Source organism: Streptomyces lavendulae subsp. lavendulae (assembly GCF_002803845.1).
Classification (GTDB): domain Bacteria; phylum Actinomycetota; class Actinomycetes; order Streptomycetales; family Streptomycetaceae; genus Streptomyces; species Streptomyces lavendulae.
In genome coordinates this window covers 4,077,415-4,101,937 of the sequence record NZ_CP024985.1, presented here as the reverse complement: position 1 = coordinate 4,101,937, position 24,523 = coordinate 4,077,415, and the positions used below count along the sequence as shown (strand labels likewise).

The window sequence follows — 24,523 nt, the reverse complement described above, 5'->3', positions numbered from 1 at the left end:
GCGGGAAAGGGGGCGCGGTCAGCCCCCGTACGCGTTCCACAGCGCGAGCAGGACCGCCGCCAGCAGGCACAGCACCGCCGCCCCGAAGCACAGCCGCACCGCCGCCGGACGGGGGCGGGGACGCGGACTCACCGGTCGCCGCCCCCGGGGCCCCCGTCCTCGCGGCCCGCGCCGGAGTCCTCCGGGTCGTCACGGCGGTAGCGCGACCGCAGCCACAGCCCGGTCGCCACGGCCGCGGCGGTGGTGACCCCGATCGCCAGTGCCACGTCGCCCGGGCCGTCCGCCGTGCCCACGGGGCGGGCCCAGGCCGCCGCGGCCGGGGTGAGCGCGATCAGCAGGGCCCAGAGGAGGGCCGCGAGGCGGGGTGCGGTTCCTGGCATGACTCCAGGGCAGCCGCTCCCCGGCCACCCGGCCACCCGGGCCGTCCGAACGGGCGACCCGCCCCCACGGCGCCGCCGGGGCCTACTCCCCGCTGTGCCGGGTGGCGTCCCTGCGGGCCAGGTCGCGGGAGCGGCGGGCCGGACCGGTCCAGCCGCAACTGCAGACGGCCAGACAGAACGAGCCGCGCTCCGCCGTGCTGGTGATGTGGCCGGGCGCCTGCTGCGCCGGTTCCGCGGGGTGACGCGGAGGTGGCACAGCGGTAAACGGAGGGACCGGAGTCGCCTGGGTGTGCGGATCCACATCCCCACGGTACCCGGTCCGACCGGGCCCGGTACGGGTCTCGGCCAGTCCCCGGCCGTGACGGGAAACCCCGGACCTCGTTAACCGGAGCGGGTGGGGGTCTCGGGCAAACAGCGGTCAACGCGTTGGGGGTTGGCAGGCGATGGTGGTGCACCAGCACAGGCGGAGACGAAGGCGTGCGGGTGAGGCGGTGCTCGCGGTCTGCGTGGCGGTGGCCGTCGCCGCACTCGGCGGATGCGGCGCCGCGAGCGGTACGGGGACCGGTACCACCGCGGCCGCCGGCGACGACCGGCCGCCGGGGGATCCCGCCGCGGCCGTCCGCGGGGCGGCCGACGCGCTCGTGGCCACCGGCAGCGCCCAGGCCCGTACGGCCATGGAGATGGCCACCGGCGGCACCCGGGTCACCATCCGCGGCGAGGGCGGCGTCGACTTCAGGAAGCGGATGGGGCAGCTGCTGGTGATGCTCCCCGCCGACGTGACCGGCAAACCCGAGCACCGGCCCATCACCGAGCTGCTCGTCCCCGGCGCGCTCTACATGAAGAACCGGGGCGCCGGGGTGCCCGACGACAAGTGGGTCCGCCTCGACACGGCCGCGCTCTCCGACGGGAACCTCGTCACGGGCGGGGCCACCGATCCGCTGGCCGCCGCCGAGCTGCTGCGCGGGGCGCAGGAGGTGACGTACGTCGGCGTCACCGAGGTGTCGGGCACCAAGGTGCGGCACTACCGGGGCACGACGGACATCGGGCGGGCCGCGCAGAGCGCCTCGCCGGGGGTCAAGGGGGCACTGGAGGCGGCGGCGAAAGGGTTCAGCAAGGACAGCGTGCCCTTCGACGCCTACCTGGACGAGGAGGGGCGCCTGCGGCAGGTCAGGCACCGTTTCACGTACGTCAAGAATGGCGTGATCGATGTCTCCTCGACCACGCTGCTGTACGGGTTCGGCACGCCGGTGACCGTCGTATTGCCCGCAAGCGGGGACATTTACGCCGGGAAGATCGCCGACTAGCCGGTACGGCGGGCCCGGACGGTGCGTCCGGGCCATGACCCCGCTATCCGGAAATGGTCCATCCGTGTCATGCGCGGCACGACGTGCGATCCCTACGCTGGGATGCCGAGCGCCGACGGGCGAGGGCGGCAGAGAGAGGTGACACGCGTGACTCCCGCGGGCGGTACGACGGTGCAGGACCACGTGGCACTCGCCGAGATCGAGCTGTGCGGTGAGCTGATCATCGCGGCCTCGACGGCCGTGGAGGAACGACTGAGTCAGGACCGGATCGACGAGGTGCTGATGGGCATCTGTCTCTAGGACCCCTGTCCGTGTCCGTGTCCGTCTCCGTGTCCGTGTCCGGATTCCGGCGGAGCCGCGGGTGCGGCGCCGCCGCCGGGGGTCAGGTGCGCAGGAGGCGGGCGATGGCCTTCGTGGCCTCTTCCACCTTCGCGTCGATCTCGGTGCCGCCCTTGACGGCCGCGTCGGCGACGCAGTGGCGCAGGTGCTCCTCCAGCAGCTGGAGGGCGAAGGACTGCAGGGCCTTCGTGCTCGCCGAGACCTGCGTGAGTATGTCGATGCAGTAGACGTCCTCGTCGACGAGCCGCTGCAGGCCGCGGATCTGGCCCTCGATGCGGCGCAGCCGCTTGAGGTGCTCGTCCTTCTGGTGGTGGTAGCCGTGGACGGCTCCGCCCTCGTGGGTCAGGGTGCCGGGGGCGGTGCCCGTCTCGGCTCCGGAGCCCTCCGCCTCGATGGTCGTCATGGGTCCTCCCGTGGTCCGGAATGAGGGGCGCATACCCCTCATGGGTATAGGGTACTTCGCCCCGGTCCGAGGGACAGGGGTCCGTCTCGCCCACTGTGCCCGATGGAGGACACTGGGGAACCGCGCCGGTTAGCCGTGGCCGGGGGATACGCCTAGCATCAGCCTGACCGAATCCAATGCACCCCGAGGACCTCACGTGCGATTTCGTCTGACCCCCAGGGAGACGAGCTTCTACGACATGTTCGCCGCATCCGCGGACAACATCGTCACGGGCTCCAAGCTCCTGATGGAACTGCTCGGAGCGGATCCCTCCGCCCGGGCCGAGATCGCGGAGCGGATGCGGGCGGCGGAGCACGCGGGGGACGACGCGACGCACGCGATCTTCCACCAGCTGAACTCCTCCTTCATCACGCCGTTCGACCGCGAGGACATCTACAACCTCGCGTCGAGCCTCGACGACATCATGGACTTCATGGAGGAGGCCGTCGACCTGGTCGTCCTCTACAACGTGGAGGAGCTCCCCAAGGGCGTCGAGCAGCAGATCGAGGTGCTGGCGCGGGCCGCCGAGCTGACCGCTGAGGCCATGCCGCACCTGCGGACCATGGACAACCTCACCGAGTACTGGATCGAGGTCAACCGGCTGGAGAACCAGGCGGACCAGATCCACCGCAAGCTGCTCGCCCAGCTCTTCAACGGCAAGTACGACGCCATCGAGGTGCTGAAGCTCAAGCAGATCGTCGATGTGCTGGAAGAGGCCGCCGACGCGTTCGAGCACGTCGCGAACACGGTGGAGACCATCGCGGTCAAGGAGTCCTGAACCACGTGGACACCTTTGCTCTGATCGTGACCATCGGTGTCGCGCTCGGTTTCACCTATACGAACGGCTTCCACGACTCGGCGAACGCCATCGCCACCTCCGTCTCGACGCGGGCCCTGACGCCGCGCGCTGCGCTGGCCATGGCCGCGGTGATGAACCTCGCCGGTGCCTTCCTGGGCAGCGGGGTCGCCAAGACGGTCAGTGAGGGCCTGATCGAGACGCCCCACGGCAACCGGGGCATGTGGATCCTCTTCTCGGCGCTGGTCGGCGCGATCGTCTGGAACCTGATCACCTGGTACTTCGGCCTGCCCTCGTCCTCCTCGCACGCGCTGTTCGGCGGGATGGTGGGCGCGGCCCTGGCCGGCGGGACCGAGGTGATCTGGTCCGGGGTGATCGACAAGGTCGTCATCCCGATGTTCGTCTCGCCGGTGGTCGGCCTCGTCGTCGGTTACCTGGTCATGGTCGCCATCCTGTGGATGTTCCGCCGGTCCAACCCGCACAAGGCCAAGCGCGGCTTCCGCATCGCGCAGACGGTGTCGGCGGCCGGCATGGCGCTGGGCCACGGCCTCCAGGACGCCCAGAAGACGATGGGCATCGTGGTGATGGCCCTGGTCATCGCCGACGTGCAGTCCGCGGGCGCGGCGATCCCGGTCTGGGTCAAGATCGTCTGTGCTGTGATGCTGTCGCTGGGCACCTACGCGGGCGGCTGGCGCATCATGCGCACCCTCGGCCGCAAGATCATCGAGCTGGACCCGCCGCAGGGCTTCGCGGCGGAGACCACCGGTGCGTCGATCATGTTCGGCTCGGCCTTCCTCTTCCACGCGCCGATCTCCACGACCCACGTGATCACCTCGGCGATCATGGGTGTGGGTGCGACCAAGCGCGTCAACGCGGTCCGCTGGGGCGTGGCCAAGAACATCATCCTGGGCTGGTTCATCACCATGCCGGCGGCCGCCCTGGTGGCGGCGCTCAGCTTCTGGATCGTGGACCTCGCCTTCGTGTAGCGCGGGTACGAAAGCGGGCCGGCTCCCCCCACCCAGGGGGAGCCGGCCCTTTTCTTTCGCCTTGCGGTGGCACCGCCATGCAGCACCGCAGGACGCATCTCACATCCCGGTCTAGCCGAAGCGGCCGGAGATGTAGTCCTCGGTCGCCTGGACGGACGGGTTGGAGAAGATCCGGTCCGTGTCGTCGATCTCGATCAGCTTGCCCGGCTGGCCGACGGCGGCCAGGTTGAAGAAGGCAGTGCGGTCCGAGACGCGGGCGGCCTGCTGCATGTTGTGCGTCACGATGACGATCGTGAAGCGTTCCTTCAGCTCGCCGATCAGGTCCTCGATGGCGAGGGTGGAGATCGGGTCCAGGGCCGAGCAGGGCTCGTCCATCAGCAGGACCTGGGGCTCGACCGCGATGGCGCGGGCGATGCACAGACGCTGCTGCTGGCCGCCGGAGAGGCCGGAGCCCGGCTTGTTCAGGCGGTCCTTGACCTCGTTCCAGAGGTTGGCGCCCTGGAGGGACTTCTCCACGATCTCGGTCAGCTCGGACTTCTTGTAGCGGCCGTTCAGGCGCAGGCCCGCCGCCACGTTGTCGAAGATCGACATGGTGGGGAACGGGTTCGGGCGCTGGAAGACCATGCCGACCGTGCGGCGGACCGCGACGGGGTCCACGCCGGTGCCGTAGAGGTTCTCGTCGTCCAGCAGCACCTTGCCCTCGACGCGGCCGCCGGGGGTGACCTCGTGCATGCGGTTCAGGGTGCGCAGGAAGGTGGACTTGCCGCAGCCGGAGGGGCCGATGAAGGCGGTCACGGAGCGGGGTTCCACGGTCATCGAGATGTCATCGATGGCCTTGTGGGTGCCGTAGAAGGCGGAGAGGCCGCTGACGTCGATTCGCTTGGCCATGAGGGGTCACTTCGCTTTCAGGGGGTCGCGTCAGCGACCGGTCTTCGGGGCCTTCCAGCGGGCGATGCCGCGGGCCACCAGATTGAGGATCATGACGAAGGCGATCAGCACGAGCGCTGCGGCCCATGCGCGGTCGTAGGAGGCGTCACTGCCGACCTTGTACTGCTCCCAGATGTACAGCGGGAGCGAGGACTGAGCGCCTTCGAAGGGGTTGCCGTTGATCAGCTGGGTGCCGAAGACCAGGAGCATGATCGGGGCGGTCTCGCCGGCGATGCGGGCGACGGCCAGCATCAGGCCGGTGGCGATGCCGCCGATGGCGGTGGGGAGCACGACCTTCAGGATCACGCGCCACTTCGGTACGCCGAGGGCGAGGGCGGCCTCGCGCAGCTCGTTCGGGACGAGCTTGAGCATCTCCTCGGTGGAGCGGACCACGACGGGCATCATCAGGATCGACAGGGCCATCGCGCCGGCGAAGCCGGAGGGCCCGAAGCCGAGCGCCAGGTTCCAGGTCGTCAGGATGAACAGGCCCGCGACGATGGAGGGGATGCCGGTCATGACGTCGACGAAGAAGGTCACGGCCTTGGCGAGCTTGCCCTTGCCGTACTCGACCAGGTAGACGGCGGTCAGCAGGCCGATCGGCGCGGCGATCAGGGCGGCGAGGGCGACCTGCTCGATGGTGCCGAGCAGTGCGTGGTAGACGCCGCCGCCCGGCTCGAAGCTGGTGACGCCGTTCATCGAGTGGGTGAGGAAGTCGGCGCTGAACGCCTTCAGACCCCGGCTGACGGTGATCCAGATCAGCGAGAGCAGCGGGATGACCGCGAGGACGAACGAGACCCACACGAGGGAGGTCGCGATCCGGTCCTTGGCCTGGCGGCGGTTCTCGACCACCGCGCTGGCGGTGTACGTGATCACGACGAACAGGATCGAGGCGATCAAGCCCCACTGGATCTTGCTCGCGAGGCCGGCGACGGCGCCGATGCCGCAGCCGAGGGCGATCGAGAGGGCCGCGATGCCGGCCGGGGCCCAGCGGGGCAGGCCGCCGCGGGTCAGGCGGGCGGGGGCGGCGGACTTGTGGGCCGGGGCCGGCCGCTGGTCCTGGAGTGCGTGGCTCATCAGGCGTTCGCCCCCGAGAAGTCCTTGCGTCGGGCGATGATCAGCCGGGCTGCGCCGTTGACCAGCAGGGTGAGCAGGAAGAGCACCAGACCGGAGGCGATCAGCGCGTCGCGGCCGAACTCGTTGGCCTCGTCGAACTTGGCGGCGATGTTCTGCGCGAACGTGCCGCCGCCCGGGTCCAGGATGTGGCCGTTGATCAGGAAGCTCGGGGAGAGGACGGTCGCGACGGCCATGGTCTCGCCGAGGGCGCGGCCGAGGCCGAGCATCGAGGCGGAGATGACGCCGGAGCGGCCGAAGGGCAGCACGGACATCCGGATGACCTCCCAGCGGGTCGCGCCGAGGGCCAGGGCGGCCTCCTCGTTCATGCGCGGGACCTGGAGGAAGACCTCGCGGCTGACGCTGGTCACGATCGGCAGGATCATGATCGCGAGCAGGATGCCGACGGTGAAGAGCGAGCGGGCGACGCCGACCTGGGTCTTGTCGAAGACGTAGGTCCAGCCGAGGTACTCGTCGAGCCAGAGGTTCAGCCCGTTCAGCTGCGGCACCAGGAAGAGGGCGCCCCAGATGCCGTAGATGATCGACGGCACGGCGGCCAGCAGGTCGACCACGTACGCGATGGGGGCGGCCAGCTTGCGCGGCGCGTAGTGCGAGATGAACAGGGCGATGCCGACGGCGATCGGGACGGCGATGGCCATCGCGATGATCGAGCTGACGACGGTGCCGAAGAGCAGGACGGCGATGCCGAAGACGGGCGGGTTCGCCGACGCGTTCCAGTCGAAGGTGGTGAGGAAGTTCCCCTCGTTCTTCGACAGTGCGATCGAGGCGCGGTAGGTGAGGAAGCCGGCGATCGACGCCATGATCACCAGGAGCAGGATGCCGGAGCCCTTGGAGAGCCCCGCGAAGATCTTGTCACCGGCGCGGCCGGTGGACCTCCCGCTGGAGGTGACCGGCGGAGCCTGGTCTATCTGGGTGGGTGTGGTGGAAGCCATGGTCTTTCCGGTCTGGGTGGGGGGCAATGCCCCCTGGCGGCGGTGCACCGGATCCCCTGGGTGGAGGGGAGGGGCCCCCGGGCCGGGCCGATCGGACGGGATCGGCCCGGCCCGGAGGCTCAGTGGTTCAGGACAGCGAGTTGATGGCCTCGCGGACCTTGGTGATGATCTCGCCCGGGATGGGCGCGTAGCCGTTGTCGGAGAGGACCTTCTGGCCCGCGTCCGAGGCGGTGTAGTTCAGGAAGGACTTCACGGTCGGCAGGGTCTCGGCCTTGTTGCCCTTGTCGCAGACGACCTCGTACGTCACCAGGACGATCGGGTACGCACCGTCGGCCTTGGTGGTGTAGTCGAGCTTCAGGGCCAGGTCGGAGCCGGTGCCGGCGATCTTGGCGGCGGCGATGGCCTTGGAGGCGCTCTCGGAGGAGGCCTTCACCGGGGCGGCCGCGCCGGTGTTGATGTCGACCGTCTTGATGTTCTGCGAGCTGGCGTAGGAGAGCTCGAAGTAGCCGATCGCGCCGTCGACGGCCTTGACCTGGGAGGCGACACCGGCAGAGCCGGAGGCGGCCTGGCCACCGGGGGCCGGCCACTTCTTGGCGGCCTCGTACGTCCAGGCCTCGGGAGCGGCGGCCTTGAGGTACTTGCCCAGGTTCTCGGTGGTGCCCGAGTCCTCGGAGCGGTGGAACGCCTGGATCGCGGTGGAGGGGAGGGTGACGCCGGGGTTCAGCTTCTTGATCGCCTCGTCGTCCCACTTCTTGATCTTGTCGTTGAAGATGTTGGCGATCGTGGTGGCGTCCAGGTTCAGCTTGTCCACGCCGGCGACGTTGAAGCCGAGCGCGATCGGGCCGCCGACCATCGGCAGGTCGATGCCCTGACCGCCGGTGCAGACCTTCTTCGACTCCTCGACGGCCTCGGGCTTCAGCGCGGAGTCCGAGCCCGCGAAACCGACGGTGCCCTGGTTGAAGGCGACGATGCCCTCACCGGAGGAGGAGGACTTGTAGTTCACCTCGACGCCCGGGCAGGCGGCCATGTAGTTCTTCACCCACAGGTCGACCGCGTTCTTCTGCGCGGAGGAGCCGGAGGCCAGGAGCTTGCCCTTGGCGCCGTCGCACTTGACGTCGCCCGGGGCCGGGGCGGAGGCCTTCGGGGTGTTGCCACCGGCGTCGGTCTTGGTGTTGTCGTCCGAGCCGCACGCCGTGAGGACCAGGGCGCCGGACACGACGAGGGCCCCGAGGGCGGAGGCACGAAGCCGGTTCTTGCGCTGAAGCTTCACTTTCGGGTGTTCCTTCCGAGGAGCCGCCGGCCGCTTTCTGGTTCGGGGCGGCGTGCGAAGAGGACTACGGGGTCGTGTGGTGCGCGTGCCCTGCTTTTCCCAGCGGCTCGCACCGTGCGGTACCGAAATTAGGCAGAACAGGTGAAGCGGTCGACGGGGGTTGGTGAACGGAGGGTGAACCATGGCGGACGGCCCGGTGCGGATGGGGTGGTTTGTACCTGGGCGCAATCGGGCGTTATCCCCCCGTTACCCCACCGTGACCTTCCCCGGCCCGCCGGTGGGCCGTCGGTGGGGTGGCCGATTTTCGCCGTTGCCGCCGGGGGGCGGGAACCGGTGCGGATGCGACCCCTGCGCGGCAGGGGTCCTCCGTCCACCGTTCCACCATTGCGCGCGCTCCGCCCGGCCGGGGCTCCGACCGCCCGGATCGGGCGGTCGGGGCGGGGCGGTGGGGGCGGGCCGGGGGCGCGTCAGGAGGGCGTGGGGACCGGGTGCCAGATGTGGTGGAACGAGAGGCGGGCCGCCAGGGCCGCGTGCCGCTGGTCGGCGTGCAGGACGCCCAGGGCGTAGGCCGTGGCCGGGGCGATCCGCGGGGTGCGGGCGGCCGTCGCCGAGGCGGTGGCCGCCTCGGAGGCGTCGCGGTGCACGTCCAGGGCCTCGCCGGCCGCCGCGAGCCGGGACACGTCCGCGCCCAGCGCCTCCCGCGCGTACCGGTGGACCCGCAGCAGGCGGCGCACCTCGTGCCAGGAGCCGTCCGCGTGGGCCGAGTACGGGGTGCTCGCGCCGGTGTCGGGCAGGGCGGCCACGGCCGAACCCAGCCGGTCCTCGGTGACCGCCGCGAGCGGCACCAGGACGTCCTCCACCCGCCCCCGCGCCGCGACCGCGTCGAGCGGCACCTCCGAGGCCAGCACCGCGACGGCGTCGGCGACCGCGTGGAAGCGGGACGAGCCGAGCGCCTGGAGGGTCGCCGAGTGGGCGCGGGTGCGCGCCAGCGTGAGCTGGCGCTCCAGCAGGGCGCCCGCGCGCGCGGAGCCCACGGTGAGGGCCCCCGCGGAGGCCGCGTTGCCGCGGGGCGCCGGGACCTCGGGCGACGCGGAGAGCCGCTGCAGGGCCTCCATCAGGCGCGACAGCCGGGCGGCGTACGCGTGCTCGTCGGCCAGGGTGGAGGAGAGCCAGACGAGCTCGGTGCGCAGGGAGTCCGCCCACGCAGACTCGGTCACCACCCGGAACGTGCTCAGCGAGCCCGCGATGCGGCGCGCGGCCCCCCGCAGGCCGCGTGCCGCCTCGCTGCTTTCCGCCGCGTCGGACCCGCTTTCCTCGTGCACGCGCAACCCCCGCAGGAACGCGGTGGCCTGGGAGCGCAGGTACGCGCCGAGCACGTCACCTGCGGTCGGGTCATGGTTTGGCTGAGCCACGCCGGCGCCTCCGGGCGTCTATGAGCATCTCCTGAACGTGCCGCAGCGGCTGGCCTTCGGCGTCGGTGCTGTGCCGGGTCCATTCGCCGTCCGGTCCCAGGTGCCAGGAGGAGGTGGCGTCGGACATGCCCGTCTCCAGCATCCGGTCCAGGGCCGCGCGGTGGGCGGGGTCGGTGACCCTGACCAGTGCCTCGATGCGGCGGTCGAGGTTGCGGTGCATCATGTCGGCGCTGCCGATCCACACCTCGGGCTCGCCGCCGTTGCCGAAGGCGAAGACCCGGGAGTGCTCCAGGAAGCGGCCGAGGATCGAGCGGACCCGTATGTTCTCCGACAGCCCCGGGACCCCGGGCCGTACGGCGCAGATGCCGCGGACCCAGATGTCGACCGGGACGCCTGCCCGGGAGGCCCGGTACAGGGAGTCGATGAGGGCCTCGTCGACGATCGAGTTCATCTTGAGGCGGACGGACGCGGGGCGGCCGGCCCGGTGGTGGTCGGCCTCCTTCTCGATGCGCGAGACCAGTCCGTCGCGCAGGGACTTGGGGGCGGTCAGCAGCCGGCGGTAGGTCTCGCGCCGGGAGTAGCCGGACAGCCGGTTGAACAGGTCGGAGAGGTCCGCGCCGACCTGCGGGTCGGCGGTGAGCAGGCCGAGGTCCTCGTACAGGCGTGCGGTCTTGGGGTGGTAGTTGCCGGTGCCGACGTGGCTGTAGCGGCGCAGGGTGTCGCCCTCCTGGCGGACGACGAGCGAGAGCTTGCAGTGGGTCTTGAGGCCGACCAGGCCGTAGACCACGTGGCAGCCGGACTCCTCCAGCTTGCGCGCCCACTTGATGTTGGCCTGCTCGTCGAAGCGGGCCTTGATCTCGACGAGTACGAGGACCTGCTTGCCGGATTCGGCGGCGTCTATCAGGGCGTCGACGATCGGGGAGTCGCCCGAGGTGCGGTAGAGCGTCTGCTTGATCGCGAGGACGTCCGGGTCGGCGGCGGCCTGTTCCAGGAAGGCCTGCACGGAGGTGGAGAAGGAGTCGTACGGGTGGTGCAGGAGGACGTCGCGCTCGCGCAGCGCGGCGAAGATGTCGGGCGCGGACGCGGACTCCACCTCGGCGAGGTCACGGTGGGTGCCGGCGACGAACTTCGGGTACTTCAGCTCGGGCCGGTCCAGGGAGGAGATCCCGAAGAGGGCCGTCAGGTCGAGCGGGCCGGGCAGCGGGTACACCTCGGCGGCGGAGATCTTCAGTTCCTGGACGAGGAGGTCCAGGACGCCGGGGTCGATGGACTCCTCGACCTCCAGGCGCACCGGCGGGCCGAAGCGGCGCCGCATGAGCTCCTTCTCCAGGGCCTGGAGGAGGTTCTCGGCGTCGTCCTCCTCCACTTCGAGGTCCTCGTTGCGGGTCACGCGGAACATGTGGTGCGCGAGCACCTCCATGCCGGGGAACAGCTCCTCCAGGTGCGCGGCGATGACGTCCTCCAGCGGGACGTAGCGCTGCGGGGAGGCCTCCAGGAACCGGGACAGGAGCGGCGGGACCTTGACGCGGGCGAAGTGGCGGTGGCCGCTGACGGGGTTGCGCACGACGACGGCCAGGTTCAGGGACAGGCCGGAGATGTACGGGAACGGGTGCGCGGGGTCCACGGCCAGCGGGGTGAGCACCGGGAAGATCTGGTTGCGGAACAGGGTGAAGAGGCGGGCCTGCTCCTTCTCGGTGAGGTCGGGCCACCGGATGAGGTGGATGCCCTCCTCGGCGAGCTGCGGGGCGATGTCCTGCTGGTAGCAGGCGGCGTGCCGGGCCATGAGCTCGCGCGAGCGGGTCCAGATCAGGTCCAGCACCTCACGGGGCTGGAGGCCCGAGGCCGAACGGGTGGCGACGCCGGTCGCGATGCGGCGCTTGAGGCCGGCGACGCGGACCATGAAGAACTCGTCGAGGTTGCTCGCGAAGATCGCCAGGAAGTTCGCGCGCTCCAGGAGCGGGGTGGCGGGGTCCTCGGCGAGTTCGAGGACGCGCTCGTTGAAGGCGAGCCAGCTGCGTTCGCGGTCGAGGAAGCGGTTCGCGGGCAGCTCGCCGTCGTCGTCCTTGTCCTCGTAGGCGTCGAGATCGGCGTCGAGGTCGGGATCGAGGTCCGCCGCGTGGGGGCGGTGCGCGGCTATGGAGCCGAGGCGCGCCCGCGTCCGGGCCGTCTGCGCCTGGGCCTCGGCCTTGGCCTGCGCCGGTGTCTGCGCGGCGGTCGGCCGGGTGAGGGCCGACGGGACCGCCGCCGGGGCGGCGGCGGGGCCGGTGGGGCCTGCGGGGCCGGTGCTGGCGGCGTTGCGGGACGGCTGCTGGGCGGGGACCTCGGTGGGGCCCGCGGGGCTCGCGCTCGGCTGGTGGCTCATGTCTCCATTCTTCCGCGCACGGGGGAGGACAGGCGCGTCGGAAGTGTCCGCCGTCGGGCGGAGGCGGTGCTGCATGTCCGGAGACTGGCAAGCGCGTCTTAATGCCCGGTTAATGGCGTATGGCTTCCTGGCTCCGGCTGGCGGGCGGTTCCCGGGGGTGGGGGCGCGGTGGGGCGTGACGGGGGTCGACGGGGGCGTGCGGGGCGGGGGAGGGGGGCGGGGCGGGGTCGGGGCCGAGTCCCGCCGTCCCCCGGCCCCGACCTCGCCCCGCCCCCCTGAGCCCTCAGCTCTCCGTGCGGTACATGAGGTCCACCTCGTGCGTCGTGAAGCCGAGGCCCTCGTAGACCGCCAGGGCCGCCGGGTTGTCGGCGTCGACGTAGAGCATCGCCGTGGGCAGGCCCGACGCGGCCAGGTGGTGGAGGCCGATCGCGGTCAGGGCCTTGCCGAGGCCGCCGCCCTGTGCGCCCGGGCGGACGCCGACCACGTAGACCTCGCCGAGCTGCTCCTCCGCGTGGACCTTCGTCCAGTGGAAGCCGATCAGCTCGCCCTCCCGCTCCGCGAGGAAGAAGCCCTTCGGGTCGAACCACGGCTGCGCGATGCGGTCGTCCAGGTCGCGCTGCGTGAGCGCGCCCTGCTCCGGGTGGTGGGCGAAGGCGGCGGCGTTGGCGGCGAGCCAGGCGGTGTCGTCCTGGCCGGGGACGAAGGTGCGGACCGTCACGCCCGGCGGGAGCGCGGCGTCGGGCAGGCCCGCCGCCCCGGGGCCCAGGGGGCGGCGCAGCTGGCGCAGTTCGCGGAACAGGGTCAGGCCGAGGACCTGCGCCAGGTGCCGGGCGGCGGACTTGCCGCCGTGCGCCCACACCCGGATCCGCTTGCCGGAGGCGTGCAGCAGGGCGGAGCCGAGGGCCCGGCCGTGGCCGCGTCCGCGCAGCGCGGGGTGCACGACGAGCTCGGCGGCGGGGGCCTCCACCGGGTCGGTGTCCTCCAGTTGCCCGTATCCGGCGAGCCGGCCGGCGTCGGTCAGGAGGAAGTGGCGGATCCCCTCGCGCGGGCCGCCGCGCAGCTGCAGGCGGCCCTGTTCGGAGACGGCGGTGGTGCCGTCCGTGCGGGCCGCTTCGTGGATGAGGTCCAGTACGGATCCGGCCTGTTCCTCCGTCAGCTCGTCGAGGATCTCGATGTGCCGTCCGGGCTCCAGGGCCGCTGCTGCGTCAGTCATGCTCTGAGCCTACGACCGACGCCCGGTGTCGGGGCCTTCCGCAGGTCCGGGCCCCGTGGGTTCCTGGACGCGGACCCGAGCGCGGCCGGAGCGGCGGACGGCTGTGCGTAACCAGCTCGCAACCCGATACCCCCTGTCGTGCTACGCGCGTTGACCATAGGCTGCGGCGGACCTCCCAAGTTGTCTCGCTGTCCACAAAGGGGAATAAATGTCAGCGAAGCCACAACGGCACCGCACTGCACGCCGGTTGACCCTGTCCGCCCTCGCCCTCACGGCGGGGGCCGGGGCGATGGTCGCCGCCGCACTGCCGGCCGGTGCCGCGAGTGGCGGCGGTGCGGCTCCGGGCCGCACCGTCGACGTACAGATGCTGTCGTTCAACGATTTCCACGGCACGCTGGAGCCCCCGCAGGGCTCCTCCGGCACCGTGACCGAACGTCAGGCAGACGGCACCACCAAGGCGATACCCGCGGGCGGGGCCGAGTACCTCGCGACCGCGCTGCGCGATGCCCGCAAGGGCCACGACTACTCCGTCACGGCCGCGGCCGGGGACATGATCGGCGGCAGTCCGATGCTGTCCGGTCTCTTCCACGACGAGCCGACCGTCGAGGCCCTCAACAAGATGAAGCTCGACGTGACGAGCGTGGGCAACCACGAGTTCGACGAGGGCAAGACCGAGCTGCGCCGCATGGCGTACGGCGGCTGCCACCCGGTCGACGGCTGCTTCGAGTACGGCAAGGAGTACACGGGCGCCCAGTTCCAGTACCTGGCCGCGAACGTCACGGACGAGAAGACCAAGCGTCCGCTGATGTCGCCCACCTTCATCTGGAAGAAGGGGGACGTGAAGATCGGCTTCATCGGCGTCACCCTGGAGGGCACTCCGGACGTCGTGACCGCCGACGGGGTCAAGGGCCTCAAGTTCGGCGACGAGGTCGAGACGATCAACAAGTACGCGGCCGAGCTGAACAAGCAGGGCGTGAAGTCGATCGTGGCGCTGATCCACGAGGGCGGTCTGCCCGCGAGCGGCGCGTACAACTACGACTGTGACGTCCCGGGCGCGGGCGCCGGCATCTCGGGTGCCATCGTCGACATCGCCAAGAACGTCGACCCGAAGGTCGACGCGCTGGTGACCGGCCACACGCACCAGGCGTACTCCTGCAACATCCCGGACCCGGCGGGCAACCCGCGCACGGTCACTTCGGCCGCCTCGTACGGCCGGCTGTTCACCGACACCACGCTGACCTACGACCGGCAGACCAAGGACATCGTCCGTACGCCGGTCAAGTCGCCGAAGCCGGTCAACAAGGTCGTCACCCGGGACCTGCCCAAGGCCCCGGACATGACCGAGCTGATCACCCGCTGGAACGCGCTGGCGGCCCCGGTCGCGAGCCGTCCGATGGGTTACATCTCCGCCGACATCGCGGGCCGCGGCTCCGAGGCGCCGGAGAAGCCGCTCGGTGACCTGATCGCCGACGCGCAGCTGGACGCCACGTCCCCGGCCGACCGGGGCGGCGCGCAGCTGGCCATCATGAACCCGGGCGGCATCCGGGCCGACCTGGCGTACAAGGCCGCGGGCGCCGAGGGCGACGGCGTGGTGACGTACGGCGAGTCGTACACGGTCCAGCCGTTCAACAACCTGATGAACGTGGTGGACCTGACGGGCGCGCAGCTGATCACCGCGCTCCAGCAGCAGGTCAGCGGTACGGTCAACGGCCCGAACCCGAAGATCCTGCAGGTGTCGAAGGGCTTCACGTACACCCTGGACATGACGAAGTCGGGCGCGGACCGGATCGTCGTGGACTCGGTGCGGCTGAACGGCGCGGCGATCGACCCCGCCAAGACCTACCGGGTCGCGATGAACGAGTTCCTCGCGGGCGGCGGTGACGGCTTCACCGTCCTGAAGGAGCACAAGAACAAGCTGGTCGGCATCCCCGACCTGGAGGCCTTCAACAACCTCCTGGGGAAGTCCTCGGCCGCGGCCCCGATCGCCCCGCCGGCGGCGGACCGGATCACGGTCGTCAAGTAGTACCCGCGTACGGCGCGCCCGGAGGGGCGGTGGGCCTTCCGGCCCGCCGCCCCTCCGGCGTTTCGCGGCGCGTCGGCCGGGGCAGGCGCCCCGGCTACAGCGTCGCGAGGAACTTCGCGACGGCCCCGTGGACGCCGGCCGGGTCGGTGAAGGGCACGAAGTGGTCGCCCTCCAGGGGCGTGTACGAGGTCCCGGGCCGCCGGGAGACCATCGCGTCGGCCTGTGCCTGCGGGAGGGACGTGCTGCGGACGCCGTGGACCAGTACGGCCGGGCACGTGCTCCCGAGCCAGGCGTCCCAGTGGTCGCCGCGGCAGGCCTCGACGGAGTCGAGCATGTCCTGGGGGTGGAACGGCAGCCGCCAGCCCCCCTCGGGCAGCGGGCGCAGCGCCTGGGCGACGAACTGGGAGCCGATCGGCCCGGCCGCGGCGAGGAGTTCCTCCCGGGTGGGGGCGGAGTACCGCATGCCCTTGAGGAAGTCCATCCACGCGCCGCCCGCGGGGTGGACCTCGACGGCGCCGTCGATGTCGACGAGCGCCGAGATCCGGTCGGGGTGGGCGGCGGCCAGGTGGACGGCGTTGAGCCCGCCGAGCGAGTAGCCGAGGAGGGCGACGGGGGCGTCCAGTCCGAGGTGGTCGAGGAGGGCGACGGCGTCGGCGACGTATCCGGCGCGGCTGTAGTCGGGGGCCCGGTCGGAGTCTCCGTGGCCGCGCTGGTCGGGGGCGATGACCCGCCACTCGTCGCCCAGGGCCTCGGCGAGGCCGGCGAAGGCGAGGCCCTCGGACATGCCCCCGTGCAGGGCGAGCAGCGGGCGGCCGGGGCCGCCGAAGTCCAGGTACGACAGCGTGCGGTCGTCGATCGTCAGCGTGTGGCGCATGGTTCCGCTCTCCCCTGTGTGTCCTGCGTGCGTCTCCTGTGGTGACGGGGTCAACCCTGCCAGGATTTGGGCAAGCGCGCAATACGATCGTCTTGGGCGCACGCCCAAAATGCTGGCGCGGATACGATCCCGGCATGGGAAATCGCGAGGACCTGCTGGCCGGAGCGCGCCGCTGCCTGGAGGAGAAGGGGTACGCGCGCACGACCGTGCGCGACATCGCCTCGGCGGCGCAGGTGAGCATGGCCGCGATCGGCTACCACTTCGGATCGCGCGAGGCCCTGCTCAACCAGGCCCTGTTCGCGGCCATCGACGAGTGGGCCGCCGGCTCGGGCCGGCTCGCCGGGCAGGGCGCCACCGCCGAGGAGCGCTACGCCGACACCTGGGACCGCAAGAGCCGGGACTTCCTCGACATGCGCTGGCTCTGGCTCGCCAACATCGAGGCCTTCGTGCACGCCCAGTCCTCGCCCGAGCTGCTCGCCGTGCTCGCCGAGGGGCAGCGCCGGTCCCGGCGCATGGTCGCCGCGCAGCTGGCCGGGGTGCCCGAGGACGAGGTCGCGCAGGAGGACGTACGGGCCCTCGGATCGGTGCACCTCGCGCTGCTCAGCGGGGTGATGGTGCAGGCCCTGACCGACGAGGAGCAGGCGCCGACCGGGCGGGAACTCGTGCGCGGGCTGCGGCGGATGGTGGAGCTGCTCGAAGAATCAGTGCCTACCGACGGGTAGTGAAGGCGGGTCCGCGCACGCCATAATCCCGTCCCGACAGCGGAGCGGCGAAGGGGCGGGCATGGCACTGCATCGGCGGGCTTTTCTGACCGGAGCGACGGCGGTGGGCGCCGCGGCGCTCACGGGACTCGGGACGGCGGCCCCCGCCTCCGCGAGAACCCTCGGCAGCCAGGACTGGATGGCCGGCCTCGCCGACTCCACCCCGCTCCAGCGGATGACCATCCCCGGCACCCACGACTCGGGCGCCACCAAGGGCGGGCTCTACGTCGCCTGCCAGAACACCTCGATAGCCCAGCAGCTCGACTCCGGGATCCGCTTCCTGGACGTCCGCTGCCGGGTGACGGGCGGCTCCTTCGCCATCCACCACGCGGCCTTCTTCCAGGACCTGATGTTCGGGGACGTCCTGGTCGCCTGCTGGAACTTCCTCGCCGCGCATCCCTCCGAGACCGTCCTGATGCGCGTCAAGCAGGAGTACTCCGAGGAGAGCGACGCCACCTTCCGCGCCGTCTTCGACGACTACCTCGACCACCGCGGCTGGCGCCCGCTCTTCCGCATCGCCGACACCCTGCCCGCATCGCTGGGCCAGGCCCGCGGCAAGGTGGTGCTCCTCGCCGACAACGGCGGTCTGCCGGGCCTGCGCTACGCCGACGGCAACGTCTTCGACGTCCAGGACGACTACAACACCGAGCCCTTCGCCAAGCGCGGCCGGATCGAGAACCAGTTCCGCAAGGCCGTCCAGCAGCCCGGGAAACTGTTCGTGAACTACGTCAGCACCGCCGCCTACATGCCCCCGCGCTGGAACTCCGACCGGCTCAACCCGCAGGTCCACTCCTTCGTCGACGGCGGCGAACTGGCCGGCCGCACCGGCCTCGGCATCGTCCCGATGGACTTCCCCAACACCCGGTCCGGCCTGGTCGAATCACTGATCCGGCACAACTGACGCGGTCGACGGCGGCGGCGTCGGGGCGCCCGGCAGGCGCAGCACCGCCTCCGTGCCCCGGCCCCCGTCGGCCGCGGCGCGCAGCACGGCGGTGCCGCCCGCGCGCTGGACCGTACGGGCCACGATGGACAGGCCCAGTCCGCTGCCGGGCAGCGCGCGGGCCGACGGGGAGCGCCAGAACCGCTCGAAGACGTACGGGAGGTCCTCGGCCGGGATGCCCGGCCCGTGGTCGCGCACCGTCAGCTCGCCCGCGCGCAGCGAGACCTCGACGGCCGCGCCCGGCGGGCTGAACTTCACGGCGTTGTCCAGGACGTTGACCACCGCCCGCTCCAGCGCCGCCGCCTCGCCCCGTACGTACCAGGGCTCCAGCGTGGAGGTGAAGACCAGCTCCGGGCCGCGCAGCCGGGCCCGGGAGAGCGCGGCGGCGGCGGTCTCGTGCAGGGCCACCACCCCGAGCGGGCCGTGCGGGGCGGCGTCGGGGCGGGAGAGCTCCTGGAGGTCCCCGATCAGCGCGGCCAGCTCCGTCATCTGTGCCTTCACGGAGGCCAGCAGCTCGCGGCGGTCGTCCGGCGGGATGGCCCGGCCGGTCTCCTCGCTGCGCGCGAGCAGCTCGATGTTGGTGCGCAGGGAGGTGAGCGGGGTCCGCAGTTCGTGGCCGGCGTCGGCGATCAGCTGGGCCTGGCGTTCCTGCGAGGAGGCCAGGGCGGCCGTCATGGAGTTGAAGGAGCGCGACAGGCGGGCGATCTCGTCGTCCCCCTCGTCGGGGATCCGTACGGTCAGGTCCTCGGTCCGGGCGATGTGCTCGACGGCGCCGGTCAGTTCGTCCACCGGCCGCAGCCCCGTCCGGGCCACCCACAGTCCGGCGGCCCCGGCGCCGACCACCCCGATGCCGCTGACCAGCAGCAGCACCCAGGCCAGGGTGGACAGGGGCTTCTCCACGTCGCCCAGCGGCTTGGCGATGGAGACGCCGAAGGCGGGCCCGGCCGGGTTGGCCTGGAGGGTGTAGACGCGCATGTCGACGCCGTCGGGGGTGGTCACGTCGTGCAGGACGGGCTTGGCCTCCACGTCCGCCGCGACCTGCCGGTCGGCGCCGGTCACGGGCAGGTCGGGCTGGCCGCCCACCCAGCAGCGGGTGCCGTCGGACAGGACGATCTGCACGGTCGCGTTCAGGTTCCCGGCGATCTGCTGCGTGGGCTTGGGCGGCTGGACGACGCAGCCCTCCCGCAGGGTCCGCGCCACCTGTGCGCTGACGTTCGTCGACATCAGGGAGCGGTCGAGCTGGTCGCGCAGCTGGGTGCGCACCATCACCCAGGCGACGGCGGCGACGGCCGCCACCGCCACCGCCACGGCGACCGCCACCAGCAGCGCGAGCCGCGAGCGCAGCGGCAGCGCGTGGAATCTGGCGGTCGGGCTCACTCGGGGCCGCCCTCGCCGGCGCGCAGGACGTACCCGACCCCGCGCACGGTGTGGACGAGGCGGGGCTCGCCACCGGCCTCGGTCTTGCGGCGCAGGTACATCACGTACACGTCCAGGGAGTTGGAGCTGGGCTCGAAGTCGAAGCCCCACACGGTCTTCAGGATCTGCTCGCGGGTCAGGACCTGGCGCGGGTGCGCGAGGAACATCTCCAGCAGGGTGAACTCGGTCCGGGTCAGTTCCACGGCGCGGTGGCCCCGGGTGACCTCGCGGGTGGTGAGGTCCATGCGCAGGTCGCCGAAGGACAGGACGTCGGCGGAGCTCTCCGGGGCGGCGGAGGGGGCGCGGTAGGAGCTGCGGCGCAGCAGGGCGCGGACGCGCGCGAAGAGCTCGTCCAGCTCGAAGGGCTTGACGAGGTAGTCGTCCGCGCCGGCGTCGAGGCCGGTGACGCGGTCGCCGACGGTGTCGCGGGCGGTCAGCATCAGGATCGGGGTGACGCTGCCGGACGCGCGCAGCCGGCGGGCCGCGGTCAGGCCGTCCATCCGGGGCATCTGGATGTCCAGGACGATCAGGTCCGGGGCGTACGTGGCCGCCTGGTCGAGGGCGTCGAGTCCGTCGACCGCCGTCCGGGTCCCGTAGCCCTCGAAGGCGAGGCTGCGGCGCAGGGCCTCACGGACGGCCGGCTCGTCGTCGACGACGAGGATGCGCTGCGGTTCGCCTTCGGTGGCGTTCATCGGCGGTCCCCCTGGGTGGTGGTCGTGGTGGTGTCCGCGGCCGGGGCCCCGGCCCCGGCCGCGGGCGGCGGACGTGCGGGATCCGTCCCGCGGAGGTCTGCCCCCAGCGTCGCACGGGAGCGCCGCGGCCCGGTGCGGCTGCGCCCGGGGGCGGCTGCCGTACCGGGCGCGGGGCCGGTGGCGGGGCCGGCGGGATCAGAACCAGGAGGTGCCGGAGCGCCCGCTGCCCGAGCCGTCGGAGCCGGTGCCGTTGCCGTTGCCGGAGTCGCCGATGCCTCCCGTGCCGCCCTTGCGGAGGCCGTCGAGGTCGGCCTTGACCGTGTTGACCGGGATGGCGAAGCCGAGGCCGACGCTGCCCGCGGAGGAGCTGTCGCTGGAGGGGGAGTAGATCGCTGAGGGCATGCCCACGATCTCGCCGTTCAGGTTGACGAGGGCGCCGCCGGAGTTGCCCGGGTTGAGGGAGGCGTCCGTCTGGATGGCCTTGTACGAGGTGGTGTTCGAGCCGGTGTTCCCGTTGAACTGCTGCCCGTCGTAGGAGAACGGCCAGCCGCCGCCCTGCCCGCGCTGCGGGGACTGCTGCTGCTCCGACTTCGGTACGTTCACGTCCCGGTCCAGGGCCGAGACGATGCCGCTGGTCACGGTGCCGGTGAGGCGGTCGGGGGAGCCGATGGCGACGACCTGGTCGCCGACGCGCAGCTGGTCGGAGTTGCCGAGCTTGGCGGGCTTCAGGCCGCTCGCGCCCTGGAGCTTGATCAGCGCCAGGTCCTTGTCGGGGTCGGTGCCGACGGTCTTGGCGGCGTACTTCTTGCCGTCGCTCATCGTCACCTGGATCTCGGAGGCGCCGCTGACGACGTGGTTGTTGGTGACGATCTCGCCGTCGGCGGTGATCACGATGCCGGAGCCGGTGCCCTGGCCGGAGCCGGTGCGGGTGTCGATCCGCACGACGGAGGGGCTGACCTGCTCGGCGACGCCCGAGACGGTGCCGTTGCTGGACTGGGAGACGTTGGTGCCGCTGAAGCCGCCACCCGCGGAGCCCTGGTGGTCGAGGAACTGCTGGACGGCGGCGGCCGTCCCGCCGCCGATCACGGCCGCCGCGAGGGCGACGGCGGCGAGCAGCGCGACGGGGCGCTTGGCGCGGGCGGCATGGGCGGGGGCGGCGGGTGCCGCCGGGGCGGCGGAGCCCCAGGCGGCCCATCCGCCGCCCCCGTGGCCGCCATGGCCGCCGGTGTCGCCGTCGCCGCCGGCCGGGACGGTCTCGCCCTGGATCACGGGGGGCTGGTGCGCCTCGTGCCAGCCGGGGGCCGGTGCCGGCGCGGCCGGCGGGTACGCGGGCGGCGGCGGGTACGCCCCGGCCCCGGTGTCCTGTGCCAACCGGTCGCGGCCGCGCTGCCAGTCCTCGCCGAAGGGCGGGTTCTGGGCCGGCCGGTTCTCCTGCGGGTACTCGCCTTCGCGGCGGAAGCTGTCGGTCATGTCTCCGACTGTCCCGCCGGATCATGAGAGCTTCCTGAGTCCCGGCTGAGAAGCCCGACAGAACCGTGTATGCCCGATATAAGGAGGCGGGCCGCACGCCCGGCAGGCCGGGCGCGCGCGGCGGTCAGCGGCAGCCGCAGGAGCGGCGGATCACCAGGGCCGAGGGGAACTGCTTGAGGCGCTCGCGGCGGGAGCCCGCCACGCGCAGGGCGTCGTCCAGGACGAGGTCCACGGCCGCGCGGGCCATCGCCGGGCGGTCCGAGGCGATCGTGGTCAGCGGCGGGTCCGTCAGGGCCGCCTCCTTGACGTCGTCGAAGCCGGCCACGGCCAACTGCTCGGGGACGTCGATGCGCAGCTCGCGGGCGGCCCGGAGCACGCCGATGGCCTGGTCGTCCGTCGCGCAGAAGATCGCGGTCGGCCGGTCGGGCCGGGCCAGGACCTCCAGGGCGACCGTGTAGGCGTCGTAGCGGTTGTACGGGGCCTCGATGAGCCGGCCCTCCACCGAACGGCCCGCTTCGAGCATGGCCCGGCGCCAGCCCTCGACGTGGTCGGCCACCGGGTCGCCGACGGACGGGGTGTTCTCGACGCCGCCGATGCAGGCGACGTACTCGTGCCCGTGTTCCAGCAGGTGCCGGGTGGCGAGCTGGGCCCCGCCGATGTCGTCCGTGACCACCGCGACGTCGTCGATCGCCTCGGGCCGCTCGTGCAGCAGCACGATGCGGGCGTCCCACGCCTCGATCTCCGAGGCGGCGCGCTCGCTCATGCCCTGGCTGACCAGGATCAGGCCGGACACCCGCATGCCGAGGAAGGCCCGCAGGTAATGGACCTCGCGCTCGTCGCGGTAGTCGGAGTTCCCGACCAGGACCATCTTCCCGCGCTCGGCGGCGGCCTGCTCGACCGCGTGCGCCATCTCCGCGAAGAACGGCTGGCGGGCGTCCGGGACGATCATGCCTATGAGGTCGGTGCGTCGTGACGCCATCGCCTGTGCGACCCGGTCCGGGCGGTAGCCCAGCTCCTTGATCGCGGCGAGGACACGCTCGCGCGTGGCCGGGGCAACCGGCCGGGGTCCGTTGTTGATGACGTAGCTCACGACGGCGGTAGACGTACCCGCAAGTCGTGCAACGTCATCCCGCGTCACCTTGGCCACGCGCGGCAGTCTACGCGGGGTGACCTACCTCTGGGCAGGGCGTCCTGCCGAGTGGATGGTCACAGGGGATTCCTCCGTCCGGGGGGCCGCCGCGGCCCGGTCGCCGCCCTGCGCCGCGCCCGACGCCGCCTGCTGCGCCGCCGCCTGCTGCGCCGCCTGCTTCGCCGCGGCCCGCTCGGCCGCCTCCGCCGCCGCCCGTTCCACCTTCTCCGGCGTCACGAAGCGGTAGCCGACGTTGCGGACCGTGCCGATCAGCGACTCGTGCTCGGGGCCGAGCTTCGCGCGCAGCCGTCGTACGTGCACGTCGACCGTCCGGGTCCCGCCGAAGTAGTCGTAGCCCCACACCTCCTGGAGGAGCTGGGCCCGGGTGAAGACCCGGCCCGGGTGCTGGGCGAGGTACTTCAGCAGTTCGAACTCCTTGAAGGTCAGGTCCAGGACCCGGCCCTTCAGCTTCGCGCTGTACGTCGCCTCGTCGACCGACAGGTCGCCGTTGCGGATCTCCATCGGGGAGTCGTCCGAGCCCAGCTGCTGGCGGCCGGTGGCCAGCCGCAGCCGCGCCTCGACCTCGGCCGGTCCGGCGGTGTCGAGCAGGACGTCGTCGATGCCCCAGTCGGCGGTGACGGCCGCGAGGCCGCCCTCGGTCACGACCAGGATCAGGGGGCAGCCCGGTCCGGTGGACCGCAGCAGCTGGCACAGCGACCGCACCTGCGGCAGGTCGCGGCGGCCGTCGACGAGGATCACGTCGGCGCCGGGGGTGTCCACCAGGGCCGGACCCTCTGCCGGGGCGACCCTCACGTTGTGCAGCAGCAGGCCGAGTGCGGGGAGCACCTCGGTCGACGGCTGGAGGGCATTGGTCAGCAGCAGGAGAGAACTCATGCCCGACCACCTGCCCGCGTCGGGTGGTCGTGCACGTGCGGGTGCACGGTTCGCTGGTCCATCACGTCGGTTCCTCCTCGGTCCCGTCGAGGACGTGCGTGGTACTGCTTCGTACGAATGGCCTGGCGTCCGGCCCGGCCCCCGCGCCCTGGGGTCCGGATGGATACCACTGTTCTCGGTTCGTTCAACGTGCTGAAAGCACAAAAGGACCCGGGGGCTACGTTGCCCGGATCCTCTACGCCGCCAGAATAGCCCACCCTCCCTTTCGGGGCCGAGGGCTGCCGCACACCGCGTTCTGTGGTTCGTGCCACGCCTTCCCCCTGCGTATGCCCTGGTTTCACCGGATCGGTGGACCCCCGGAGGGATCCCCGGGCGCACACGGGGCGCGCTGACGCACGCCGGGGTGGTGACCCGGAGGGGTCATCATGGAGGCCGACGATAGAGAGCCGACGGAGCCTACGAAGAGGAGCAGCAGTGGCAACCGGAACCATCCGCTACTGGGCGGCGGCCAAGGCCGCGGCCGGTACGGCGGAGGAGCCGTACTCGGCGCACACCCTGGCCGAGGCGCTCGAAGCCGTGCGGGAACGGCACCCGGGGCAGCTGACCCAGGTTCTCCTGCGCTGCTCCTTCCTGGTGAACGACGAGCCGGTGGGCAAGCGCCCGCACGAGGCCGTACCGCTGACCGAGGGGGGCACCGTAGAGGTGCTCCCGCCGTTCGCGGGCGGGTGAGCGGAGACCATGAGCACTCCCGAAGAACAGCAGCGGGCCGCGCAGGAGGACCCGTACGGGACCCAGACCTGGCAGTCCGACACCTGGGACACCAGCTACCA

Annotated in this window: 24 protein-coding genes; 8 read left to right on the top strand and 16 right to left on the bottom strand. The window is 71.9% G+C overall.

The window, feature by feature from the left end; all coding sequences use genetic code 11:
* Positions 1–128 precede the first annotated feature (128 nt).
* Together SLAV_RS17845 and SLAV_RS41540 are read right to left on the bottom strand one after the other, a co-directional pair.
* Entirely contained in the window at positions 129–380 is a 252-nt protein-coding gene (locus SLAV_RS17845) for a hypothetical protein (RefSeq protein ID WP_030240561.1), read from the bottom strand.
* Between the two features lie 82 nt (positions 381–462).
* Complete coding sequence (locus SLAV_RS41540; RefSeq protein ID WP_167456796.1) at positions 463–636, bottom strand: hypothetical protein; 174 nt, start codon at positions 634–636, stop codon at positions 463–465.
* 187 nt (positions 637–823) lie between these two features.
* Between SLAV_RS41540 and SLAV_RS17840 the strand changes: the two genes are divergently transcribed.
* Together SLAV_RS17840 and SLAV_RS41535 are read left to right on the top strand one after the other, a co-directional pair.
* On the top strand, positions 824–1,684 hold the full coding sequence (locus SLAV_RS17840; RefSeq protein WP_030240559.1) for an SCO4651 family lipoprotein: 861 nt from the start codon (positions 824–826) through the stop codon (positions 1,682–1,684).
* Between the two features lie 102 nt (positions 1,685–1,786).
* Positions 1,787–1,984: a hypothetical protein gene (locus SLAV_RS41535; RefSeq protein WP_199922239.1), complete on the top strand. Its 198-nt coding sequence runs from the start codon at positions 1,787–1,789 to the stop codon at positions 1,982–1,984.
* Between the two features lie 82 nt (positions 1,985–2,066).
* On the opposite strand, the gene SLAV_RS17835 is transcribed toward SLAV_RS41535, so the two are convergent.
* Positions 2,067–2,426, bottom strand: coding sequence for a metal-sensitive transcriptional regulator (locus tag SLAV_RS17835; protein ID WP_030240557.1), 360 nt, complete (start codon positions 2,424–2,426; stop codon positions 2,067–2,069).
* A 196-nt stretch (positions 2,427–2,622) separates the two neighbouring features.
* Between SLAV_RS17835 and SLAV_RS17830 the strand changes: the two genes are divergently transcribed.
* Complete coding sequence (locus SLAV_RS17830; protein WP_030240555.1) at positions 2,623–3,243, top strand: DUF47 domain-containing protein; 621 nt, start codon at positions 2,623–2,625, stop codon at positions 3,241–3,243.
* 5 nt (positions 3,244–3,248) lie between these two features.
* The gene (locus SLAV_RS17825) at positions 3,249–4,247 is read left to right on the top strand and encodes an inorganic phosphate transporter (RefSeq protein WP_030240552.1); all 999 of its coding nucleotides are present in this window, start codon (positions 3,249–3,251) and stop codon (positions 4,245–4,247) included.
* A gap of 111 nt (positions 4,248–4,358) precedes the next feature.
* Here the strand turns inward: SLAV_RS17825 and pstB are convergent, their stop codons facing one another.
* The 7 genes from pstB to mshD all read right to left on the bottom strand — a co-directional run bounded on the left by pstB (position 4,359) and on the right by mshD (position 13,494).
* Positions 4,359–5,135, bottom strand: coding sequence for a phosphate ABC transporter ATP-binding protein PstB (pstB, locus tag SLAV_RS17820; protein ID WP_030240542.1), 777 nt, complete (start codon positions 5,133–5,135; stop codon positions 4,359–4,361).
* Positions 5,136–5,165: 30 nt separating this feature from the next.
* On the bottom strand, positions 5,166–6,248 hold the full coding sequence (gene pstA / locus SLAV_RS17815; protein ID WP_030240540.1) for a phosphate ABC transporter permease PstA: 1,083 nt from the start codon (positions 6,246–6,248) through the stop codon (positions 5,166–5,168).
* A complete protein-coding gene (gene pstC / locus SLAV_RS17810; protein WP_030240538.1) occupies positions 6,248–7,237 on the bottom strand; it encodes a phosphate ABC transporter permease subunit PstC in 990 nt (329 codons plus the stop codon). The genes pstA and pstC overlap by 1 nt, the downstream gene beginning before the upstream one ends.
* Before the next feature lie 127 nt (positions 7,238–7,364).
* The gene (pstS, locus tag SLAV_RS17805) at positions 7,365–8,507 is read right to left on the bottom strand and encodes a phosphate ABC transporter substrate-binding protein PstS (protein WP_030240535.1); all 1,143 of its coding nucleotides are present in this window, start codon (positions 8,505–8,507) and stop codon (positions 7,365–7,367) included.
* Between the two features lie 467 nt (positions 8,508–8,974).
* Complete coding sequence (locus tag SLAV_RS17800; RefSeq protein WP_037689043.1) at positions 8,975–9,919, bottom strand: CHAD domain-containing protein; 945 nt, start codon at positions 9,917–9,919, stop codon at positions 8,975–8,977.
* Complete coding sequence (locus tag SLAV_RS17795; RefSeq protein ID WP_030240530.1) at positions 9,900–12,281, bottom strand: RNA degradosome polyphosphate kinase; 2,382 nt, start codon at positions 12,279–12,281, stop codon at positions 9,900–9,902. Before SLAV_RS17795 ends, SLAV_RS17800 begins: the two co-directional genes overlap by 20 nt.
* Positions 12,282–12,564: 283 nt before the next feature.
* Positions 12,565–13,494: a mycothiol synthase gene (gene mshD, locus SLAV_RS17790; protein WP_030232240.1), complete on the bottom strand. Its 930-nt coding sequence runs from the start codon at positions 13,492–13,494 to the stop codon at positions 12,565–12,567.
* A gap of 208 nt (positions 13,495–13,702) precedes the next feature.
* On the opposite strand from mshD, the gene SLAV_RS17785 reads away from it, so the two are divergent.
* Positions 13,703–15,517 carry a bifunctional metallophosphatase/5'-nucleotidase gene (locus SLAV_RS17785; RefSeq protein WP_051841082.1) on the top strand — a complete coding sequence of 605 codons (1,815 nt, stop codon included), beginning with the start codon at positions 13,703–13,705 and terminating at the stop codon, positions 15,515–15,517.
* A gap of 94 nt (positions 15,518–15,611) precedes the next feature.
* On the opposite strand, the gene SLAV_RS17780 is transcribed toward SLAV_RS17785, so the two are convergent.
* A complete protein-coding gene (locus SLAV_RS17780) occupies positions 15,612–16,391 on the bottom strand; it encodes an alpha/beta fold hydrolase (RefSeq protein WP_030232247.1) in 780 nt (259 codons plus the stop codon).
* Positions 16,392–16,525: 134 nt separating this feature from the next.
* Between SLAV_RS17780 and SLAV_RS17775 the strand changes: the two genes are divergently transcribed.
* Both SLAV_RS17775 and SLAV_RS17770 read left to right on the top strand, forming a co-directional pair.
* On the top strand, positions 16,526–17,113 hold the full coding sequence (locus SLAV_RS17775) for a TetR/AcrR family transcriptional regulator (protein ID WP_030232250.1): 588 nt from the start codon (positions 16,526–16,528) through the stop codon (positions 17,111–17,113).
* A gap of 61 nt (positions 17,114–17,174) precedes the next feature.
* The gene (locus SLAV_RS17770; RefSeq protein ID WP_030232252.1) at positions 17,175–18,053 is read left to right on the top strand and encodes a phosphatidylinositol-specific phospholipase C; all 879 of its coding nucleotides are present in this window, start codon (positions 17,175–17,177) and stop codon (positions 18,051–18,053) included.
* On the opposite strand, the gene SLAV_RS17765 is transcribed toward SLAV_RS17770, so the two are convergent.
* The 5 genes from SLAV_RS17765 to SLAV_RS17745 all read right to left on the bottom strand — a co-directional run bounded on the left by SLAV_RS17765 (position 18,033) and on the right by SLAV_RS17745 (position 23,693).
* Positions 18,033–19,469, bottom strand: a complete 1,437-nt coding sequence (locus SLAV_RS17765) for a sensor histidine kinase (protein WP_030232255.1) — start codon at positions 19,467–19,469, stop codon at positions 18,033–18,035. The genes SLAV_RS17770 and SLAV_RS17765 overlap by 21 nt on opposite strands.
* Positions 19,466–20,200, bottom strand: coding sequence for a response regulator transcription factor (locus SLAV_RS17760; protein WP_030232259.1), 735 nt, complete (start codon positions 20,198–20,200; stop codon positions 19,466–19,468). Before SLAV_RS17760 ends, SLAV_RS17765 begins: the two co-directional genes overlap by 4 nt.
* Before the next feature lie 195 nt (positions 20,201–20,395).
* Positions 20,396–21,670, bottom strand: a complete 1,275-nt coding sequence (locus SLAV_RS17755) for a S1C family serine protease (RefSeq protein ID WP_030232262.1) — start codon at positions 21,668–21,670, stop codon at positions 20,396–20,398.
* 124 nt (positions 21,671–21,794) lie between these two features.
* On the bottom strand, positions 21,795–22,817 hold the full coding sequence (locus SLAV_RS17750; protein ID WP_030232265.1) for a LacI family DNA-binding transcriptional regulator: 1,023 nt from the start codon (positions 22,815–22,817) through the stop codon (positions 21,795–21,797).
* 24 nt (positions 22,818–22,841) lie between these two features.
* Complete coding sequence (locus SLAV_RS17745; RefSeq protein ID WP_030232268.1) at positions 22,842–23,693, bottom strand: response regulator transcription factor; 852 nt, start codon at positions 23,691–23,693, stop codon at positions 22,842–22,844.
* 474 nt (positions 23,694–24,167) lie between these two features.
* Between SLAV_RS17745 and SLAV_RS17740 the strand changes: the two genes are divergently transcribed.
* Positions 24,168–24,422, top strand: coding sequence for a MoaD/ThiS family protein (locus SLAV_RS17740; RefSeq protein WP_030232270.1), 255 nt, complete (start codon positions 24,168–24,170; stop codon positions 24,420–24,422).
* Positions 24,423–24,523 lie beyond the last annotated feature (101 nt).

What these genes read in the sequence shown, in the direction of transcription:
- mshD (WP_030232240.1), bottom strand. Translation starts at nt 13,494, where the DNA reads ATGACTGACGCAGCAGCGGCCCTGGAGCCCGGACGGCACATCGAGATC.
- SLAV_RS41535 (WP_199922239.1), top strand. Translation starts at nt 1,787, where the DNA reads ATGCCGAGCGCCGACGGGCGAGGGCGGCAGAGAGAGGTGACACGCGTG.
- SLAV_RS17835 (WP_030240557.1), bottom strand. Translation starts at nt 2,426, where the DNA reads ATGACGACCATCGAGGCGGAGGGCTCCGGAGCCGAGACGGGCACCGCC.
- pstA (WP_030240540.1), bottom strand. Translation starts at nt 6,248, where the DNA reads ATGAGCCACGCACTCCAGGACCAGCGGCCGGCCCCGGCCCACAAGTCC.
- SLAV_RS17840 (WP_030240559.1), top strand. Translation starts at nt 824, where the DNA reads ATGGTGGTGCACCAGCACAGGCGGAGACGAAGGCGTGCGGGTGAGGCG.
- pstB (WP_030240542.1), bottom strand. Translation starts at nt 5,135, where the DNA reads ATGGCCAAGCGAATCGACGTCAGCGGCCTCTCCGCCTTCTACGGCACC.
- SLAV_RS17745 (WP_030232268.1), bottom strand. Translation starts at nt 23,693, where the DNA reads ATGAGTTCTCTCCTGCTGCTGACCAATGCCCTCCAGCCGTCGACCGAG.
- SLAV_RS17795 (WP_030240530.1), bottom strand. Translation starts at nt 12,281, where the DNA reads ATGAGCCACCAGCCGAGCGCGAGCCCCGCGGGCCCCACCGAGGTCCCC.
- SLAV_RS17780 (WP_030232247.1), bottom strand. Translation starts at nt 16,391, where the DNA reads ATGCGCCACACGCTGACGATCGACGACCGCACGCTGTCGTACCTGGAC.
- SLAV_RS17785 (WP_051841082.1), top strand. Translation starts at nt 13,703, where the DNA reads ATGTCAGCGAAGCCACAACGGCACCGCACTGCACGCCGGTTGACCCTG.
- SLAV_RS17775 (WP_030232250.1), top strand. Translation starts at nt 16,526, where the DNA reads ATGGGAAATCGCGAGGACCTGCTGGCCGGAGCGCGCCGCTGCCTGGAG.
- SLAV_RS17760 (WP_030232259.1), bottom strand. Translation starts at nt 20,200, where the DNA reads ATGAACGCCACCGAAGGCGAACCGCAGCGCATCCTCGTCGTCGACGAC.
- pstC (WP_030240538.1), bottom strand. Translation starts at nt 7,237, where the DNA reads ATGGCTTCCACCACACCCACCCAGATAGACCAGGCTCCGCCGGTCACC.
- SLAV_RS17845 (WP_030240561.1), bottom strand. Translation starts at nt 380, where the DNA reads ATGCCAGGAACCGCACCCCGCCTCGCGGCCCTCCTCTGGGCCCTGCTG.
- SLAV_RS17770 (WP_030232252.1), top strand. Translation starts at nt 17,175, where the DNA reads ATGGCACTGCATCGGCGGGCTTTTCTGACCGGAGCGACGGCGGTGGGC.
- SLAV_RS17755 (WP_030232262.1), bottom strand. Translation starts at nt 21,670, where the DNA reads ATGACCGACAGCTTCCGCCGCGAAGGCGAGTACCCGCAGGAGAACCGG.